At 45.5% G+C, this 19,724-nt stretch carries 20 protein-coding genes; 5 read left to right on the top strand and 15 right to left on the bottom strand.

The window, feature by feature from the left end; genetic code table 11:
* Positions 1-11: 11 nt before the first annotated feature.
* A complete protein-coding gene (locus L0659_RS21170; protein WP_235128576.1) occupies positions 12-1,859 on the top strand; it encodes a T9SS type A sorting domain-containing protein in 1,848 nt (615 codons plus the stop codon).
* A 44-nt stretch (positions 1,860-1,903) separates the two neighbouring features.
* On the opposite strand, the gene L0659_RS21165 is transcribed toward L0659_RS21170, so the two are convergent.
* The 13 genes from L0659_RS21165 to L0659_RS21105 form a co-directional block, all read right to left on the bottom strand.
* Positions 1,904-2,845 (bottom strand): L-histidine N(alpha)-methyltransferase, encoded by a 942-nt coding sequence (locus L0659_RS21165; protein WP_235128575.1) that lies wholly within the window; start codon positions 2,843-2,845, stop codon positions 1,904-1,906.
* Between the two features lie 18 nt (positions 2,846-2,863).
* Positions 2,864-4,030 carry an ergothioneine biosynthesis protein EgtB gene (gene egtB / locus L0659_RS21160; protein WP_235128574.1) on the bottom strand — a complete coding sequence of 389 codons (1,167 nt, stop codon included), beginning with the start codon at positions 4,028-4,030 and terminating at the stop codon, positions 2,864-2,866.
* Positions 4,002-5,579 (bottom strand): ABC transporter permease/substrate-binding protein, encoded by a 1,578-nt coding sequence (locus L0659_RS21155; RefSeq protein ID WP_235128573.1) that lies wholly within the window; start codon positions 5,577-5,579, stop codon positions 4,002-4,004. The genes egtB and L0659_RS21155 overlap by 29 nt, the downstream gene beginning before the upstream one ends.
* Positions 5,579-6,559 carry an ATP-binding cassette domain-containing protein gene (locus tag L0659_RS21150; RefSeq protein ID WP_310590709.1) on the bottom strand — a complete coding sequence of 327 codons (981 nt, stop codon included), beginning with the start codon at positions 6,557-6,559 and terminating at the stop codon, positions 5,579-5,581. Before L0659_RS21150 ends, L0659_RS21155 begins: the two co-directional genes overlap by 1 nt.
* A 3-nt stretch (positions 6,560-6,562) precedes the next feature.
* Positions 6,563-7,945 carry a mercuric reductase gene (locus tag L0659_RS21145; protein ID WP_235128572.1) on the bottom strand — a complete coding sequence of 461 codons (1,383 nt, stop codon included), beginning with the start codon at positions 7,943-7,945 and terminating at the stop codon, positions 6,563-6,565.
* Between the two features lie 107 nt (positions 7,946-8,052).
* Complete coding sequence (locus L0659_RS21140; protein WP_235128571.1) at positions 8,053-8,979, bottom strand: bifunctional riboflavin kinase/FAD synthetase; 927 nt, start codon at positions 8,977-8,979, stop codon at positions 8,053-8,055.
* Entirely contained in the window at positions 8,976-9,677 is a 702-nt protein-coding gene (truB, locus tag L0659_RS21135; RefSeq protein ID WP_235128570.1) for a tRNA pseudouridine(55) synthase TruB, read from the bottom strand. The genes L0659_RS21140 and truB overlap by 4 nt, the downstream gene beginning before the upstream one ends.
* 27 nt (positions 9,678-9,704) lie before the next feature.
* Positions 9,705-10,484: an undecaprenyl-diphosphate phosphatase gene (locus L0659_RS21130; RefSeq protein WP_235128569.1), complete on the bottom strand. Its 780-nt coding sequence runs from the start codon at positions 10,482-10,484 to the stop codon at positions 9,705-9,707.
* Complete coding sequence (locus tag L0659_RS21125) at positions 10,481-10,699, bottom strand: DUF3098 domain-containing protein (protein ID WP_235128568.1); 219 nt, start codon at positions 10,697-10,699, stop codon at positions 10,481-10,483. The genes L0659_RS21130 and L0659_RS21125 overlap by 4 nt, the downstream gene beginning before the upstream one ends.
* A 49-nt stretch (positions 10,700-10,748) precedes the next feature.
* Positions 10,749-11,627: an ABC transporter permease gene (locus L0659_RS21120; RefSeq protein ID WP_235128567.1), complete on the bottom strand. Its 879-nt coding sequence runs from the start codon at positions 11,625-11,627 to the stop codon at positions 10,749-10,751.
* Between the two features lie 133 nt (positions 11,628-11,760).
* Positions 11,761-12,357, bottom strand: coding sequence for a bifunctional nuclease family protein (locus tag L0659_RS21115; RefSeq protein ID WP_235128566.1), 597 nt, complete (start codon positions 12,355-12,357; stop codon positions 11,761-11,763).
* A gap of 241 nt (positions 12,358-12,598) precedes the next feature.
* Positions 12,599-13,570: an electron transfer flavoprotein subunit alpha/FixB family protein gene (locus L0659_RS21110; RefSeq protein ID WP_235128565.1), complete on the bottom strand. Its 972-nt coding sequence runs from the start codon at positions 13,568-13,570 to the stop codon at positions 12,599-12,601.
* A 38-nt stretch (positions 13,571-13,608) separates the two neighbouring features.
* Positions 13,609-14,346, bottom strand: a complete 738-nt coding sequence (locus L0659_RS21105; protein ID WP_235128564.1) for an electron transfer flavoprotein subunit beta/FixA family protein — start codon at positions 14,344-14,346, stop codon at positions 13,609-13,611.
* Positions 14,347-14,441: 95 nt separating this feature from the next.
* Here L0659_RS21105 and L0659_RS21100 point away from each other — a divergent pair, with 95 nt between their 5' ends.
* Together L0659_RS21100 and L0659_RS21095 are read left to right on the top strand one after the other, a co-directional pair.
* Positions 14,442-14,768 carry a tetratricopeptide repeat protein gene (locus L0659_RS21100; RefSeq protein WP_235128563.1) on the top strand — a complete coding sequence of 109 codons (327 nt, stop codon included), beginning with the start codon at positions 14,442-14,444 and terminating at the stop codon, positions 14,766-14,768.
* Positions 14,769-14,937: 169 nt separating this feature from the next.
* Complete coding sequence (locus tag L0659_RS21095; protein WP_026632110.1) at positions 14,938-15,294, top strand: hypothetical protein; 357 nt, start codon at positions 14,938-14,940, stop codon at positions 15,292-15,294.
* 43 nt (positions 15,295-15,337) lie between these two features.
* Here the strand turns inward: L0659_RS21095 and L0659_RS21090 are convergent, their stop codons facing one another.
* Both L0659_RS21090 and L0659_RS21085 read right to left on the bottom strand, forming a co-directional pair.
* On the bottom strand, positions 15,338-16,657 hold the full coding sequence (locus L0659_RS21090; protein WP_235128562.1) for a Gfo/Idh/MocA family protein: 1,320 nt from the start codon (positions 16,655-16,657) through the stop codon (positions 15,338-15,340).
* Positions 16,658-16,672: 15 nt separating this feature from the next.
* On the bottom strand, positions 16,673-17,971 hold the full coding sequence (locus L0659_RS21085; protein ID WP_235128561.1) for an acetylxylan esterase: 1,299 nt from the start codon (positions 17,969-17,971) through the stop codon (positions 16,673-16,675).
* A 168-nt stretch (positions 17,972-18,139) separates the two neighbouring features.
* Between L0659_RS21085 and rluF the strand changes: the two genes are divergently transcribed.
* Both rluF and L0659_RS21075 read left to right on the top strand, forming a co-directional pair.
* On the top strand, positions 18,140-18,880 hold the full coding sequence (gene rluF, locus L0659_RS21080) for a 23S rRNA pseudouridine(2604) synthase RluF (protein WP_235128560.1): 741 nt from the start codon (positions 18,140-18,142) through the stop codon (positions 18,878-18,880).
* Between the two features lie 102 nt (positions 18,881-18,982).
* On the top strand, positions 18,983-19,687 hold the full coding sequence (locus L0659_RS21075) for a hypothetical protein (protein ID WP_235128559.1): 705 nt from the start codon (positions 18,983-18,985) through the stop codon (positions 19,685-19,687).
* Positions 19,688-19,724 lie beyond the last annotated feature (37 nt).

Below are 19,724 nucleotides of genomic sequence, written 5' to 3'. Positions count from 1 at the left end.
AAACATTCCCAATGACTAAACACTTTCCAGTTCTCGTTGTCACATTTTTATGTCTCATAGGGCGTAGCAACGCTCAGCCCGGTTCACTTGATATGTCATTTGGGCAAGGAGGGAAAATTGTCACTGACATAAACGATGTCAACAACCTTGCTTGTGCCACCCTAATCCAGCCCGACGGCAAAGTCATTGTGATTGGTTCTTCCTCGTCAGGCTCTTATCAGGGTTATTTCTCATTGGTAAGATATAAAACAGATGGATCAATAGATCAAAGCTTTGGAGTTAACGGGTTTGTAGAAACACATTTAAATTATGACGAAGCTCACGCTCAGGCAGGACTGTTACAACCGGACGGTAAAATAGTTGTTGCAGGATATGCATGGAGTGGAGGTAATTATGATTTTGTTATTATGCGATACACATCCGCTGGAAAACGAGATCTGACTTTTGGTAGTGGTGGATTAGTCTTAACTGATTTTGCTGGTAAAGATGACAAAGTGAATTCGCTTGCTTTTCTTCCCAACGGAAATATCCTTGCTGGCGGATCGACTGAAGAGATCTATTTTTTTGAAATGGATGCGGCATTTGCTTGTTACGACCAAAATGGCAGTCTGAATACTAGTTTTGGTACCAGTGGTAAAGCTGTTTGTAGTATCAGTGAATCCGGGCTTTTCCAGTCAATTAATGGCCTCGTAATTCAAAGTGATGGTAAGATTTTAGCAGGGGGTTACACTGAATACCATCAACTTGTTAATAATACTTATACCGAGGCCTTCTTGCTAATACGATTATTACCTGACGGAACCATGGACCCAACTTTTGGAAATATGGGAAGTGTTGAGACGTTAATTGGAGCTCATTCAATAGGGAAGTCTGTTGCTGTTGATGGTGGTGGAAAAATACTTCTACTTGGTAAAGCGAGTCTCACAAGCGGCGGTAATGATGAAATTGCACTACTGAGATATAATGACGATGGAGTTCTTGATGGAAATTTTGGAGATAATGGAATGGTAATTACTACATTCGACAACACTAACGATGTTGGTAATTGCCTATTGGTACAACCAGATCAGAAGATTATTGCAGCCGGATTTACCGCTCTTACCGACGGTTCCCCACTGAATTTTGCGCTAGTCCGCTATCTTGCAAACGGAACTTTGGATAACTCTTTTGGTTTAAATGGTAAGGTTACTACCGACTTCTACAATGATTGGGATTTAGGAACTAGCGTAGCAATTCAGAAAAACGGTAAAGTTATTGTTGGAGGTTATGCAAAATTTGGAAATGACTATGATTTTGCAGTAGCCAGGTATATGAATGATGATGCGCTGCCAGTTAAACTAGAAAAATTTCTTGCAGAAAAAGAGGCTGAGTCGGTATATCTTCGCTGGCAAACATCCTTCGAAGACAATAGCGATTATTTTGAAATACAGAGAAGTGATAATGGAAAGGAATGGCATCAAATTGGATCCATTCCAGCAATAAGCAACTCGGACTCGGCAATTAATTACGTGTTTGTGGATAATCTTCCTATGAAAAGTAATTTGTACCGTTTAAAAATGGTTGATGTAGATAGCAAATTTACTTTTAGCAGCATCCAGTATATTTATTTTGAGGATGGAATTGATAACAAGGAACTAAAAATTTTCCCGAATCCAGCAAGCTCGAAACTTACAATTGAGACAAAGAACAATTTAACGATTAAGGATATTAATATTCTCGGTTCTAATGGAATTGTAACACCGGCTAAACTACTGAATCATAATGAGATTAACATAGAAAAATTTGATAAGGGTTTTTATTATATTCTAGTAAATTATACAACCGGGGATTCCGAGTGTCGAGCGATTCTCTTTCATTGATCTCAATCTTCATTGCGAGATATATTTTAAGGTGAAGCGACAAACTATTTCACCCAAAGACTATCCGTGAAATAATGCTTGCAATCCAGGAAATGTTCCAGGACCTGGAAGCCATTTTTCTCAGCGGTTCCTTCAATTTCTTTTAATGTATATTTTTTGGATAACTCTGTGCGAATCAGCTCGTTTTGCTCGAAGTCATAGCATTTATCCAGGCGTTGCAAATGGATTTTCTGCGCAACCAGACTGACGAGATAACTTCTCACCTCGCCGTTGATTGGGTTATAATGGGAGTAAAAATCAAACTGGTTGGTTTTAATGTTGCCGCCCAGCTCGCGGTTGATCCGGTGGAGCAGATTCATATTAAACGCCTTGGTAATGCCCTGCGGATCGTCATAGGCGTAGCGGATTGTTGCAGGATTTTTCTGTAAATCGAAGCCGGTGAGCAGCTTATCTCCTGGTTTCATGCTTTGGTTAAAGCTGGTCAGCAGATCATTCACCTCATCTTTTTCATAATTTCCAATATTGCCTCCTAGGAACAGGAACAAACTTGGCGTTTCGGAAGAAGCCAGTTCCTCGATCATGGAAAAGTAGTTTCCGATCATTGGTTTGATCTGTAAATCAGGCAAATGGTCGAGCATGTTGGCTTCAAGCTCTTCGATCGCCTTTTTTGAAATGTCAATGGGCACGTATGAGAATTGCACACCTTTGTCAACAAGCGTTTTGAGCAATTGGCGCGTCTTTATGCCATCGCCAGCGCCAAATTCCACGATATTAAAAGGCTGATCAAAGTTCAGCTTTTCAATGATCTGATTCCCTTGCAGTGACAAAATTTCAAATTCACAGGCAGTAGGGTAATATTCCGGCATTTTCATAATGTCCTGGAAAATGCCGCTGCCGATGTCATCATAAAAATATTTGGAAGAAATGTGCTTCGATGGCTCCGAGAGGCCCTTGTGTATATCTTTTGCGAATGTATTGTCCGACATAATATTGTGTTAATTCAATTACTTCACCAGCCTGATGCCGGTATATTGCCAGCGCTCATGTGCGTGAAAAAAGTTGCGGTAAGTTTTACGGCTATGCTCTGGGGAAGTTGCAATGGAAGCTCCGCGCAGGACCATTTGGTTGATCATGAACTTTCCGTTGTATTCACCCACTGCACCGGGAGCCTTGGAAAAGCCGGGATAGGGGAGATAGGCACTGTTTGTCCATTCCCAGCGCTTGCCCCAATTCAAATGTTCCGACGCGATTTCCCATTCAAATTCGGTCGGCAACCGCATGCCTTTCCATTGTGCAAAAGCCGAAGCCTCATAAAGGTTAATGTGGCTCAATATGGCTTCCGGATTTACTTTTTGTAGTCCATCCAATGTATAATAATGCCAAACACCTTTTATTTTATGCCAGTACATAGGGGAATCAATCGCCTGTTCATTCACCCAAGACCAGCCGGCATCCAGCCACAAATTGAAATCCTGATAACCGCCTGCTTCCATAAATTGTATGTATTCTGCATTGGTAACCAGCGTTTTGGAGATTTCAAAGTCATGGAGATACACTTTATGCCTGCCCAGTTCATTATCAAAGCAGAAGCCGTCGCCACTGAATCCTACTTCGTAAACGCCCTCTGAAATTCTTGCAAAACCAGATTCCGTATTGATGTCACCAACAAGGTTATGGCCCGATTTGTAAACCGGAAACAACGGGTTATGCCCCAGAATATATTTAATGTCGGTAACCAGCAACTCCTGATGCTGCTGCTCGTGATGCATGCCAAGTTCCACCAGCGTCAATGCATCGGGATCGGTCAATGTTTCGAGCAGGTCGGACATATGACGATCCACATGTTGCCGGTAAGCGTACACATTTTTAGTCGTAGGCCGTGTAACATTTCCCCTGTCGGTGCGCAAGGTGCGTTCGCCGACATTGTTATAATAACTATTAAAGAGATAGTTGTAATCGTTGTCAAAAACCTGGTAACCAGGATGAAACGGTTTGAGGATGAATGTTTCAAAAAACCACGTTGAATGCGCCAGGTGCCACTTTGGCGGACTTACAAACGGAACGGGCTGCGGCACATAGTCTTCGGTTTCAAGCGGTTCGCATATCGTTTCTGAATGTTGCCTGACACGATTGTATGCTTCACTAATGGCGGTGGTTGTCAGTGGATACATAATCTTTTAAATCTGTAATAGTTCTTATATTCAAGGATTGTGCCTGTTCTTTACGCATCATTAACGCATAGGCATTATTGAAACCGATCGGTGTGAGCCATTGCAGGTTGTACTGTTCGTCAAAACCTTTCCGGACATAATTGAAAACCTTTTCGCGGCTGCCCGAGAGCGCCGCCAGGTCATTTTTGGACGGTTTCAAAATCACCAAAAGCCCTGTTCCGGTGTATTCCGGATACATATCGATTTCATTATTGGTTAATGCATCAAAGCAAATCTTCGTTCCGCCAAGTCCTGTTTTTGTTTCAACTTTTAAATCCGTATTTCCTTTGATCAACGCTTTGTACATGTTGATCAGAATGTATTGTTCTGCAAAGATCTTGGAGCCCAGCCGGATAATGCCTTTGTTTCCGTTTCGGGGTTTTTTGTAAAGATTTTGGGCCAAAATAAAATCCTGCGCCACTTTTTCCGGGCTTTGTTTAAGATAATCCACCCTGTAATTTAAATCCGTCATGATTGAATCGTTGATCTTTCCGGACAAGAGATTTAATGCATTTTCCAGTTCAGGATATTTAATTAAAACCTCTTTTCTAACCAATGGAGAGGCAAAATAGGGTGGGAAAATACGTTTGTCGTCTTCCAGTGTAATGAGATCGTACGCTTTAAGCCGCCCGTCGGTGCTGTAACCGCTGATCACATCGATTTTTTTCTCATATGCGGCCTTGTACATTACTGCATCACTGATGACGACAGTCGGCATGTCCAGTTTGTATTTCGATTTCAAACCCAGATAACCATCTTCCCGGCCCATGAATTCGGGTGTGAAGCCGCCAAGGACTTTGGCATCGGCATAAGGAAAAATGTAAAATGAGGATAGCAAAAGCAGCAGAACAGGCATAACGACAGAAACTTTGCGCATTTTCCTGACATTCGCTTTTTGGACCAATGAAAGCAGCAAATCAAAAAATATGGCCAGCAATGCCGCAGGGATCGCACCGGCGAGGATCATGTTGGAGTTGTTCAGCGCGATGCCACCGAAAATAAATTCGCCCAAGCCGCCCGCCGCAATGTAAGCCGCCAGTGTAGCAACGCCCACATTAATCACCGTCGCCGTGCGGACCCCAGCAAGGATGACCGGCATAGCCAGCGGAAGCTCCACATTGAACAAAACCTGCCAGCGGCTCATGCCCATTCCCCGAGCCGATTCGGTAACAGCCGGATTTACGCCGCGGATGCCGGTGTAAGTGTTCCTAATAATGGGAAGCAAAGCATATAAAAAGAGCGCCGTAATAGCCGGAAGCGCGCCTATGCCCAGCAATGGGATCATAAATCCTAGCAGCGCGATGCTGGGAATGGTTTGCAGCACGCCCGCAATACCCAGCACAAGCCACGCCGCCTTATTCCGTTGCGCGATCCAGATGCCGAGTGGAAGTCCTATCACGACGGCAATCAGGAGGGAGATGCAGGTCAGCCCGATGTGCGCGAGCGTCTGGCTCCAGAGTTTATCGGATTGCTGCGCCATGAATTCCCACAAGCTTTGCTGCACTTCCATCAAATCCGCTGTTTTAAATTTTTGTAAGCTTCCTGAATGGTCGCGGTTGTAAATGTTTTCGATGTGCCGTCAGCATTGTTACGCACATTTAACTGCGCATTACCAGACTTCGAAAGCATTTCCATTCCCGCCCACAAGCTTGTTTTGGCATCCATATGATCACTAAATGTTCTATCAGCATTCTCTTGAACATTCATACCTGTATCATTAGCAAGGTTCCAGATATCCTGAAATGTGAGCGCGCTCAGTTCGAGAAAAAGCCGTTGGTGATCAAAGAAAGTGCTGACGAATGCATTGGCAGGCTTCAAAATCAATTCTTTTGCAGTGCCTGTCTGCACAATTTTACCCTTATCCATCAGACAAATGTGATCGCCCAGCTCGAAAGCTTCCTGCACATCGTGTGTGACGAGGACAATGGTCTTCTGTTTAAGTTCCGGCAATTCCAGAAACTCCTTTCGCACACCCGCGCGCGTGATCGGGTCCAACGCCCCAAATGGCTCGTCCATCAGCAAGACGGGGGGATTGGAAATGAGCGCACGTGCAATGGCAACACGCTGCTGCTGACCACCACTCAGCTCATCCGGATATTTGTGGCCATACTCTTCCAGCGGCAGTTTCAACTGATCCAGCAATTCCTGCGCCCGTTTTCGGGATTTTGCCTGATCCCATTTCAATAGTTTTGGAACAACCGACACATTTTCTTCAACCGAATAATGCGGGAAAAGGCCATTGCTCTGGGAAACGTAGCCGATTGTACGTCGCAAAATTTCGGGTTGCTGCTCAAAAATATTTTTGCCGTGAATGGAAATATAACCGCTCGATGCGTCGATCAGGCGGTTTAGCATTTTCAATGTTGTGGTTTTTCCACATCCGCTGGTGCCTAGCAAAACCATGGTTTCGCCTTCTTTTACTTCAAAAGAAATATCATCCACTGCCTTGATATCATGAAAAACTTTGGTGATGTGTTCGGCAGTGATCATAGGTTATTTTTCCAGCGACATGAAAAGGTTATTCAGCGACTCTGCATAGGTCGGGTGTGCAAATACGCCGTTCATAATGCGGTCGTAAGTTACATTACCCATCATTGCCATTTGCAAAATAGTAACAATTTCACCGCCTTGTTCAGCCAGCACCGACGCGCCCAGGATCTGTTTGGTCTTGGCATCGATCACGGCTTTCATCATGCCGCGTTCATCACCGGTTTCAATCGATCTCGCCACACTTTCATTTTTCATCGTCGCTACCAGAATGTCCAGCCCTTGCTCGCGTGCTTCCTGCTCCGTCATGCCCACACGCCCTAGTTGCGGATCGATGAACATGCAGTAGGGGACAAGCCTTTCCTTTTTAGATGCATTACCCTTGTTTATAACATTCTCGCTGATAATGCGGTAATCGTCGTAGGAAATGTGTGTAAATGCCGGTCCGCCTTTCACGTCGCCTAATGCATAAATGTCCGCAGCCGAAGTTTCCAGCTTGTCGTTGACTTTGATATAACCCTTTTCATCAACGTCTACGCCCGTTTTGTCCAGGCCAAGATCTTTGGTTTGCGGCTTCCTGCCCGTTGCCACGAGAATATGCGAGCATTCAAGTGATGTTTCTTTTCCATTTGCCTCAATTGCAACCTCAATGCTTTCACCTTGTTTAACGATCGATTTGGCTTTGGTATTTGTGAGAATTTGAATGCCTTCTTCTTTCAAAACCTTTACAACTTCTTCCGCAATATCGGCATCTTCCTTTTTCAGGATCCGCTCTGAGGGCTCTATAATCGTCACTTTACTGCCAAACCGCTTGAACATTTGCCCGAATTCCAACCCGATGTAGCCGCTGCCGAGCACAAGTAAATGTTCAGGAATGCTATCCAGCTCCATAATGGTCGTGGAAGTCAGGTAATCTATGTTTTCAATGCCTTCGATCTTTGGAATCGATGGCTTTTCTCCTGTATTGATAAAAAATTTATCCGCGGTGAGAACAACAGTCCCGCCCTCATTCAATGTTACTGTGATTTCCTTCGGACCGGAGAAAGTGGCGGTGCCGTAGTGCAGATCCAGATTTTCGGTTTCTTTAATTCCCTTTTCAGAATTGCCGCGCATGCGATGCACAATGTCGTCCTTGCGTTTGATGATGGCTGAGAAATCCAGATAAAAATGATCTGTGATCACGCCCAGGCTCTTGTTGTGGTAAACAGACCAGGCTGCTTTTGCCGAAGCGATCATGGCCTTGGTAGGTGAGCAGCCGTCGTTCACGCAAGTGCCGCCTACCCATCTTTTTTCTATTAATGCTGTTTTTAAACCGGATTCGGCTAATTTTTTGGAAAGAGGAGTTCCGGCTTGTCCGGAACCGATTACTATGGCATCGTAATGTTGCATAGAGGCGGTGTGTTAGTTGGATTGTAAAGTTTGAAAATGCAATTACACCAAATAACAATAAAAGCGTGCCGCCGGAACACGCCTATTCCAATATATTCCGTCAGATTCTAAGAAAAATAAGCCAGGGAATTTTCCTTGTCCACATTGATCTGGCGCACCAGCATGTCCAGGCTTTCAAACTTCTGCTCGGGCCGCAGGTAATGCAGCAGTTCCAGTTTGAGATCTTCGCCGTAGATTTCCTTATCAAAATCAAACAAATTGGCTTCGATCGTGCGCATGGTGCCATCAACAGTTGGCCGGACACCGATGTTAAGCATGCCTTTAAATGTCTCGCCGTTGTAGGTTGCATGAATGACGTACACGCCATTCATCGGAATCAGCTTGTAGGATTCATGCAAATGCACATTTGCGGTCGGGAAGCCGATGGTGCGACCGAGCTGCTTGCCTTTCACAACAGTGCCCGAGAGCGTGTAGGGCCTGCCCAGCAATCCGTTTGCTTCGCCTACATGCCCGGTAACCAATGCTTTGCGGATCCGGGAAGAGCTGATGCCCATATCCTCAATGTCTTCGCGGGGAATCTCTTCCACTTCGAAACCATACGAAGCGCAATTTTCCTTCAAAAACTCAAAACTACCTTCGCGATTTCGCCCGAAACGATGGTCATAACCGATCACGAGTTTTTTCGTGCCGATCTTTTCGACAAGGATCTCTTTGATATATTCGTGGCAGGACAGCTCAGAAAAAGCCCTCGTGAAGGGAATGATCAGCAAATGGTGAATGCCGAGTTCGGAGAACAGCCCGATTTTCTCGTCAATGGTCGAAAGGAGTTGCAAACCCTGGCTGTCTTCGGATACAACCATACGCGGATGTGGCCAGAAAGTTAGCACAACGGTTTCACCGCCAGACTGTTCACTGATTTCCCGGAGCCGGGAAAGTATTTTTTTATGTCCAAGATGCACGCCGTCGAAAGTGCCGCTTGTTACGACGCCATATTCCAGTTTTTCGAAGGAATCCAGGCTGTGATAAATATTCATTCGTCCACTTCTAACTTCAATTCAAGTCTTTTCTGATGAATGAAATCGGTGAGATTCCACGCATCCTTCAATTCAAACGCCCCGATCCGGGTCCTGCATAACACGCTCATGTAAGCGCCACTGCCGACCATCTGGCCGAAATCGCGAACCATACTGCGAATATAAGTACCTTTTGAACAAATGATCCTAAAATCGACCGACGGAAAATGTGTAGTATCTATTTCGAAAAGGGAAATCTCAACATTGCGCTTTTTGATCTCAACTTCTTCACCACGGCGCGCCTTTTTGTAAAGCCGCTCGCCGTCCACGCGCAATGCCGAGTAAATGGGCGGCGTTTGCGCAATGTTGCCTGTTAATGCCAGCCGGGCGGTTTCCATGATCTCGGCAGTGATGTGATCGGTAGGGAATTCCGCATCAAATTCAGTTTCCAGGTCAATAGAGGGAGTTGTTTTGCCCAGCACCAATGTGCCGGTGTATTCTTTTTCCTGCGCCTGATAAGTGTCGATCTGTTTGGTTTTTTTTCCTGTGCACAAAATAAGCAGACCCGTAGCAAGCGGATCTAATGTGCCTGCGTGGCCGATTTTCTTGAATTTGCAAGCCCTTTTGAGCTTGTTGGCCACGTCAAATGAGGTCCAGGTTAAAGGCTTGTCAATGAGAATGACTTCGCCTTCGTCCGGTATGTTATTGTCGTTATTCAAATGTGGAATGTCTATAAAATGAAGCGCTTAGACAACGTCCAGCTTGTAGCCCGAAGCAAGCAATCCCAAAAGGATCAGCCCGAGAATGATGCGGTAATAGCCGAAAACTTTGAAACCGTATTTGGTCAAAAAGCTGATAAAGAACTTAATAGCCAGCATGGCAACCACAAATGCAACCGCATTTCCGATCAAAAGCACCTTAATGTCTTCAGCCTGGATCGTATCATAGGTTTTAAGCAATTTATAACCGCCGGCTGCGGCCATAGTTGGCACTGCCAGAAAGAAGCTAAACTCAGCTGCCTGCTTGCGGGACAGTCCCTGCAACATGCCGCCGATAATCGTCGAAGCAGATCTTGAAACCCCCGGGATCATGGCTATGCATTGAAAAAAACCGATTTTGAGCGCGTCGAAATAGGAAATCTCTCTTTCTCGGGTGTTGTCATTCGCAATGCGGTCGATAAATATCAGGATAATCCCGCCTACGAGCAGTGAAACGGCCACCACGACCACATTTTCCAGCATGGCGTCAATGAAATCGTTCAGTAAAAAACCAATGACGGCAGCGGGCAGAAACGCGACGAATAATTTAAAATAGAAATCTGTGGTTTGGAAAAAACGCTTCCAGTAAAGGACGAGAACGGATAATATCGCACCAAACTGGATATTAACCGTGAACATTTTGGTGAATTCCAGATGACTGATCCCCATGAATGAGGAGGCGATGATCATATGGCCGGTAGATGAAACGGGCAAAAACTCGGTAATCCCTTCAATAATTGCTAATATAATGGCTTGCCAAATACTCATGGATTACGGGGTTTACGTAAAATCGCCCAAAACTCTATGATGAAACCGCTAATGGTCACCAGCGGGCCTAATGTCAGTCCCAGAAAGCCGAAACCGAATTCCGTGCTGTCAAATGTCATGATCAGGAATCCGGCCAGGATCAGTGCAATGCCGATTAACATCGTGGTGTAGTTCGATGTCGAAAATGGAAGTTCGTTTTTTGTGTTGCTCATCATTTTTGAGATTTACTATGATCTGAACGGTAATATTTTTTCGAAAATGACCTTAATAAAGGTCATCCAATGCCATCCGCAAATAGCGTGTAAGCGACTGGTAAGTGCTCGCGATGCCGATCAAAATGCCAAGAACCAGGACAGATCCTACCAAAATCGTGATCTTGTCATATTCCTGCAGCATGCCTAATCCTTCAACATTCCGAACCGCAAGTTGTTGCAGGCCGACCAATAATGCTCCCGCCAGAACGCCGCCGATAAGCCCCTGAATGGCGCCGCGCATAACATAAGGACGTTGAATAAAACCGTTTGTCGCTCCCACAAGCTGCATGCTGCGGATCAGGAAACGCTGAGAATAAATGGCGAGCCGGATCGTGTTGTTGACTAGCAGGACAATGATGATCAGCATGACTAAGGCGAAGCTGGCCAGCACGACGTAGATTTTGGTGACGTTACGGTTAATGTTATCTGCCAGATCTTCCTGATACACAACCTCGTAAACGCCTTTAATCGTTTCCAGGTCTTTCTTGATCGCTTGTAATTTAGCTTCTTCGAAATAATCTTCCTGGATTTTTACGCGGTAACTGTCGCGCAACGGATTTTCTCCCAAAAAAGTAACAAAATCCTCTTTCGTGCCTTCGATAAATTCTTTGGCAGCCTCTTCCTTCGAAACGAATGTGATGGCCTTAACTTCCGTGGAAGTGAGTACGAAAGGTTTTGCCTGGATAACTTTTAGTATAGAATCCTGGCCCGCTTTGGTTTCTTCTTTATTTAAAAATACGCGGACCTCAATGTTTTCACGGATGATGGAAACCAGTTTTTTGGATTGGATCACAAGCAGCCCGCAAAAACCGATCAGGAACAATGCAGCCGTGAGGCTCATTACAATCATTGCATTGGGATAACTTCCAATCTTCTTTTTTTTAGGCATAAGAGCGTAAGGTTTCGCTTAGCGGTTGGTTCAAACTTTGGTATGAACGAGGGCAAAAATAAGCATTATAATGGCATATGGACGGAAACGGCCGTTTTGTTAACTATTTTTAACTTTAACAAAACAATGCAAACTAATTTCTGCGGCCCATTTCATCGCGGATACTTGCGGCTTTCTCGTAGTCTTCTTTGGAGAGGGCGTCATCAAGCATGCGCTGTAACTCGTCAAATGTAAGGTCACGCAGCTGGTCTTTGGACGAGCCGGTGGTTCTTAATGTTTCTTTCACTCCATCTTCCTCATCCTCTTCGTCTTCGGTGAGGGAGCTTGAAACGATTCCTGCTTCGGAAAGAATGGCTTCATATGTAAAGATCGGAATGTCAAATCGCAGGCCGATAGCGATGGCGTCAGAAGGGCGCGCGTCGATTTCCACCTCCCGGAGATTGTCTGTGCAGACGATCTTGGCATAAAAAATGCCCTCTTTGAGGTCCGAAATGACGATTTCTTTTAATGTATAGTTCATTCCATCCGCAAACGATTTGAAGAGATCGTGCGTCATCGGACGGTTTGGGACAATGTTTTCAATTTGAACGGCAATGGCCTGTGCTTCGAACACACCAATAATGATGGGCAGGCGGCGGTTACCCAGCTCTTCGCCGAGAACCAGTGCGAAGGAACCAGCCTGTGATTGGCTTGGAGACAGCCCGAGAATTTCTAACTTGATTTTTTTCACGTTTAAACTAAATGCGCAAGTTTGGTTAACAGTTGTGGTGAATATGCCTGAAAATGTATTCGAAGTTGCAAAAATAATTAACCCGTACTGCATAAAAAAATGAAGTACGGGTTAAGAAGATGCTCATTGACAGCCGGATGGGAATAAAGCGGCTTAATTATCTGATTTTTAAGCTATTTTTCCAGATATGCTCTCAGGTATTTATTACAATTAATTTCAATATGGCCCGAAATCGCATATTTTACAGATTTTTGGCTGCTTCCGTCAGCTTTGGCAGGATTTCGAAAACATCACCGACGATTCCGTAATCTGCTGCCTTGAAGAACGGCGCTTCGGGATCTTTATTGATCACCACAATGCATTTGGAACCATTCACGCCGGCCAGATGCTGGATCGCGCCGGAAATCCCGCAAGCGATATACAGGTTCGGCGCAACTTTGATCCCGGTTTGGCCGATGTGCTCATGATGCGGACGCCAGTCGAGGTCTGACACGGGTTTGGAACATCCGGTTGCTGCACCCAGCGCCCTGGCCAGATCAACCAGCGGCTGCCAATGTTCGGGTCCTTTCATTCCACGACCGCCTGAGACGATAATTCGTGCTTCGGTAAGCGATAGTTCCGAACTCGCTTTTTCAACATTCACAACGGAAGCCTGAAAATCAGCGTCGCGCAATTGCGGGGAGAATGTTTCCACAACCGCATTTGCAGAAGCCACATCATCCTCATTGATCTCGATGACATTCTTTTTGATCACCAGGATTTTTATATCCGATTTCAGTTCAGTCGTGGCAAATGCTTTTCCTGTGAAAATCCCGCGGGTTACTTTAAATGAACCGTTGATCTCAGGCAAAGCGGTGACATTGGAAACAACACCTGCTTTCAATTTTGCAGCTGCACGGGCAGCCATGGCGTCGCCGAGGCCGGATTTAGAAAGAATAATGATCTTACTGCCTTCCTGTTCAGCGGCCTGCGCTAACGCGTCCGCATATGCGAGACTGTTTTCATGTGATAATTTGTCATCAGCAGCATGCAGTACTTTGGAAGCGCCATAATTTCCGGCAATTTCCAATGCAGTCGCATCCGCTCTTCCGATGGCCAGAACCACCGCCTTATCACCTGTTTTTTCTGCCACTTTTGCGCCGTAAGCCACTGCTTCGAGCGATGTTTTTTTGATGGAACCGTTATCCAGTTCTACATATATAAGGACTGACATTTTCTCTCAGTTTTAATTTTATAATGGATTCAAAAAGATCACAGCACTTTTGCTTCTGTTTGCAAAAGCCGGATCAATGTTGCGGCCTCGCTGGCCGGGATCATTTTGCAGGCACCTTTTGGGGCAGGCAGGAAGTATTTTTCCGGCACGGTCAATTCGTCTACGGAAACAGGTTCAACCACGGTTAATGGCTTGGTACGGGCCGTCATAATGCCACGCATATTCGGTATCTTCCATTCTGCAATCGGCTCCTGGCATCCCAGGACAAGCGGCAAAGGTGCTTTCAGGATTTCTTTTCCACCATCAATCTCGCGGCTGATCGTGGCCGAACCGTCGGCAATGTCGAGTTTCATCACGGGAGAGTAAGAGGCAATTCCCAGCATTTCAGCGACCAGACCATGCACAACGCCACTGTTATAATCAATCGATTCGCGGCCCATTAGTATAAGATCGTAGTTGTTCTGTTTCGCCACATTTGCGATCTGAACGGCCACAAAGTAGGAATCGAGGGGATCGGCATTTACGCGGATCGCGTCGTCGGCACCGATGGCGAGCGCCTTGCGGATCTGTGGATCGGCTTCGGCTTCACCCACATGCAGCACGGTTAATGTTCCTCCGGTTTGGTCCTTTAATTCAACGCCTCTGGCCAGCGCGTAGTCGTCATAAGGGCCGATGATATATTGGACGCCGTTTTTATTAAGTCTGGTGTCGTTGTCCGTAAATGTTATCTTAGCGGTTGTATCGGGCACATTGGATATACAAACGAGTATTTTCATGAGCTTTTATTTAAAATTATTGCTTGTTATGAACATAACTTTGTCCGGGCAAATTAAGGGAAATCTTAAATAGTATGCAAGCATAATAATCCATAATGAACACCACTTTACTCAACAATCTGATCAGCTTTTATGAGGAAGATCCGGGCGATCCTTTTAATGTTTATGCCCTTGCGATCGAGTATGCCAAGTTTGATCCGGCAAAAGCTGCGCACTTTTTTGACATCCTTTTAAACGAACATCCGCTTTATCTGGCCACTTACTATCACGCTGGTTCATTTTTTGCTGCTAATGAAGAAGTGGAAAAGGCTGAGGAAATTTATTGCAAAGGGGTGGCCCTGGCGCTTTTACAGAAAAATACCAGGACACACCAGGAGCTTGTAAGGGCTTATAACAACTTTCTGGACGAATTGGACGACTAACTCATTGGTGCAAAAATTTGCTGATTGCCGCAAAATGCCGTACCTTTCATGATTAGTAAGAGTACTACAATCCAGACTGCTTTCGGTAATTACTTCCTCTGCTCAGTTTAGTTTGATTTTTAAGGAGTTCCCTGGTTGACGGGATAGAAAAAATTATTCATTTAATATTATGGAAAAGGAATTATTTATTCCACTTGTGGTAAAGTGGGCACAGGCGCATGGGTTCAAGGATATCCAGGCCAATATGGAAGGATTTGAAACACCGAAGTCCTACGAACGGGCCGCTGATAATGCCAAATTTACCCCCGATGTGACAGGCGTAAATATGTTCAACAGGCACTATCTGGAAGTTTCAATGAAAACAGACCAGCTTCGGGGAAGTATCTCGAAATGGAAGTTGCTCAGCGAACTTGCAGGCATGAAAGGTGCTAAATTATATCTGATGGCGCCAAGAGGACATGTCAGGTTCACACGCGAAATTATAGATCAGTACAACATTCCGGCGGAAGTTGTGAAGATCGATTAAAATGAAAAAGGGATTGTTAGCGCTAACAATCCCTTTTTCGTTTCTATGCCTGCGGGTATTTCCATTCTCCACAGTATTCCCGGCTCAGCAGCTTGTTCGCTTCCGGATCTCCTTCAATCGTTTCCTTTTCTCCATCCCAGATAATGCTTCTGCCTAGTTTGAGCGACAGCATTCCCAGCAGCGCCACATTCGTTGAACGTTGTCCAATCTCAATTTCGCAGATCGGCGGCTTGTTTGTTTTGATCGATTCGATGAAGTTTGCCCAAAGTTCCTTAATATTCTGATCGTCCGGCTTGTTGAGCTTTGCATCCTCGTGAATGATCGGTTTCTTTGGATCTGTCGGGTAAAATGTCCAGCCATCCAGCCAGCCCATGTGGAATGTGCCTTCCGTTCCATAGAAATAAACGCCTACTGCCTGTTGCGGATGCGTTTTCTCTGCATTGTTTGCAGCGAAATTCCGGTGTTCCCATTCCAGTGTAAAACCGTCAAAATCGTAAATAGCAACCTGATGGTCCGGCGCGTCCGTGCTATCCTGGCGGATGGCCCGGCCACCGGTTGAGTAAATTTTCTTCGGATATTTTTGTTCCGACCACCACAGCACCTGGTCGAGCCAGTGAATGCCCCAGTCGCCTAATGTTCCGTTGGCAAAATTGAGATAATTCCTGAACCCTCTCGGATGCATGGTTTTGTTATACGGCAGCAACTGCGCGGGACCGCAGTAAAAATCCCAGTCGAGTCCCTGCGGCGGTTCCGAATCAGGCGTTTTCTGTCCCGGGCCGCCGCCATAATGTACAAATGCACGCGCCATGCCGATTTTCCCTGCTTTACCCGATTTCAAAAACTCCATCCCCGAAACATTATGCGGAGAAACGCGCCTGTGCGTGCCCACCTGCACGATTTTTCCATGCTTACGCGTCGCATTCACCATGGCCCGGCCTTCCTTGATCGTATGTGAAATGGGTTTCTCAACATACACATGCGCTCCTGATTCAATTGCCGCAATGCAGCACAGTGCATGCCAGTGGTCCGGTGTTGCAACGATCACCACTTCCGGTTTTTCCTTGGCCAGAAGCTCGCGGTAATCCTTGTAGATCTTTGGTTTGTCCGGTGTTAGTTTAGACATTTCTGCGGCGCAGACTTTCAGTTGGTTATCGTCCACGTCACACAGCGCAACCAGTTTGTTTTCGCCTGATTGCAGTGCGCAGCGCAATATATTGGTTCCCCACCAGCCCGTTCCGATCAATGCCGTGCGATACGGGGCAGCGCGGCTTAGGGCGCTTAGGAGTGGGAGTGATGAGAAGGCGGCACTCGAAAGTGCCGCACCCGATAGTGCCGACTTTTCTATAAATGTTCTACGATCCATATGAATGCTTTAAAACTATTTTTTGGTCAGTTTTTCGATGAGCCAGTTGTTCATAATGTCCTTTTCCTCCTGGTAAGTCCAGTGTCCGGTATCCAGATATAATTTCAGCTCTTTTGATGCAGTGGTTACATTATAGGCCGCGTACATGGAAGTAGGCGGGCAGGTTTCATCGTTATATCCCCAAATGTAAAATCCGGGGACCTTCACCCTTCTGGCAAAATTAACCACGTCATAGTAGGCTACTGTATTCACTTTTTCTTTCGTATTATTCCATTTCACACCGTTCTTATCAAAGTAATGTGGCCATCCGCCCGCGCGTCCGTGCAGGTAACCTGTTACATCGCTCAATGCGGGATAAAATGCGCCCAGCCATTTAACGCGCGGATCAAGACCTGCTGTGATGATGGATAATGCGCCGCCCTGGCTTCCGCCGGTTACTGCCAGGTTAGTCCCGTCGTATTGTGGCAGGCTGGTCAGGAAATCGTTGGCGCGTACGCAGCCTAGGTAAACCCTTTTGTAATAAAATTTATCACGATCATCCATGTTATAGGCTGGGTATCCGTTCAGAAGACCCTGGCCCATGTCCAGATATACCGAAGGATCCATGATGACCGAAACCCCGTGAATGCCGATTTCCAATGTAATAATGTCATTTTCGGCAGTGGCCACATCGCCATAGTAAGCACGGACACCCGCGCCCGGAACACGCAGTAACGCAGGGTATTTTCCTTCTTTTTTGGGAATGCTCAAAATGCCGTAAACGCGGACGCCTTTACGGTTATTTTGCAGGTTCAAATGATACACATTTACCTTTTCGGTGCAACGTTCGGGCAGGAGCGTCATTTTGGCGTCCATCGGAACGGCGGCCAGTTCCTGTTTTGCAGCAGCCCAGAATGTATCGAAATCCTGCGGGTTAGCCACTGTCGGTTCAATTTTTTGTGGTTCAAATCCGGCTGTTGCCAGTCCGCGATATTCGTTGCCATCCACGGTTACCCAGGCAATACATCTTAAAAAACCAGGCGTTTTGAGCGTTCCGCCGTCAATAGTGAGCTTTCCGTCGGCAGCGGTTTTGGTTTCCTTAATGGTCGGTTCCAGTTTTTCCAGGCCGATCTCGTAACGTACAGAGGCATTTTTTACCAGATTTCCATTTCTCATCACGGTTACCTGAAACTGCACTTTATCACCGGTTTTATAAGTCCAGTCATCCCGGTCCAGGGTAACAATTACTTCCACGGGTCGCCTTACGGGCTGCGCGAAGGCGGTTAATAATGAAAGCCAGAAAAGCACGGCTATTGGTAAAAAACGATTTTTCATAAGGGGACAGATTTCGTGAGTTGAATTAAAATGATCTCAGCTTGTAACGTAAAAGTGTCATTGCACCGGAATCTTTATCAAAAACAGGATAATTTTTGTGAATTGAAGTAATTTGCTTTCAATTAGCAGCGGCCGTTGCGGCCTAATAAGGATTTAAAAAGACGGATTTTGATCAGGATTAATAAATATATCAGCGAAACAGGTTTTTGTTCAAGGCGCGAGGCAGACAAGCTTGTGGAACAGGGCCGTGTGGTGCTGAATGGCAAAACAGCCGTTCTGGGTGATAAGGCTTCGGCTGACGATGAAGTTAAAATTGACGGTAAGTTATTGAAAGTCAGGAAAGCTTCGGTTTACATTGCATTCAACAAACCGGTTGGCATAACCTGCACGACGGAGCGCGATGTGAAAGGAAATATCATCGATTACATCCGCCACCCAGAACGCATTTTCCCGATCGGCAGGTTGGACAAACCCTCCGAAGGCCTTATTTTCCTGACCAGCGACGGCGATATTGTAAACAAGATATTACGGGCTGGAAATAACCACGAAAAGGAATACGTGGTAACGGTCGATAAACAAGTCACTCCTGAATTTATAAGCAAAATGGCTTCGGGCGTTCCTATTTTGGGCACCATTACCAAGAAGTGTTTTGTCAAAAAAGAAGGCAGCCACGTTTTTACGATTATCCTTACCCAAGGCCTGAATCGGCAGATCCGGCGCATGTGCGAATATCTTGGTTATCGCGTGACGAAGCTGAAACGCGTCAGGATCATGAATGTTACCCTGGCCGATTTGCCCACGGGAAAATGGCGCAACCTGACGGCCGGGGAAATGCAGACGATCAATGCGGCTGTCGAAAGTTCTGTGAAAACGGAGGAAGGTTCGTATTTGGCAGGCTGGGAGGAATAGCAAATGATTTGATGAATATGATTTGAACAGAAAAACAAATATTTGCCTGATTTGTCTAAATTTATAATGAAATAGTAAAATAACTACCCAGCGCGGATCTGCATGAAAACTTGGTTTCTACTTTTAGTGGCGCTTTTTTGTGCAAATTCAGTAAGCGGGCAGCTTAACGACATTTATCGCGTAAAAAACGGCTCTGACGTCTCAAAAGTGATCCCGTTTGCTGAACGTTATCAATTCGACAAATTCCTGGACGGCCAGGTGCTGTTCCGCAGCGGCAAAATTTCCAAGGCTAAAATGAATTACAGCCTGGTCCACGGTGAAGTGTTGTTTGTTGATGCTAAAAAAGATACAATGCTCTTCAACGATCATGCATTCATCAGCAAAATTTTCGTAGGCGACAACTTATATTTTTATACTAAGGGTCACGGTCATGTGCATGCAATCGAAGATTATGATGGTGTCAAATTGGGGAAAAAACAATTTCTGGTGAGAATGGGCAATGAGAAATATGCTTCCTATGATCAGTATTCGGCAACTTCCGCCATTTCCAGTTATTCTTCATTTGTGAATCAAAATGGCAATTTACAGGGCTTGGAAAGCAATGTTAAGGTTGTTTTAAAGCGCAGGTCTATTCTTTTTCTGATTGATAAAAATGAGCGGATCACGTTTGCAACCCGGGCTAACTTTCTGAAAATCTATCCCAAATACAAAAAAAAGCTCAACGAGTATTTACGGGTGAACGAGACAAACTTCGAAAAAGAAGAAGATCTGAAAAGAGTGCTGGAATTTGCCAGCCATCTTGAATAGACCCTAAATTCTGGGTGAAACAAGACGTATAATGGGG

Source organism: Dyadobacter sp. CY347, from assembly GCF_021502655.1.
Lineage (GTDB): Bacteria > Bacteroidota > Bacteroidia > Cytophagales > Spirosomataceae > Dyadobacter.
Note: the sequence above shows the minus strand (reverse complement) of the source record. Positions and strands in the feature narration are given on the sequence as shown.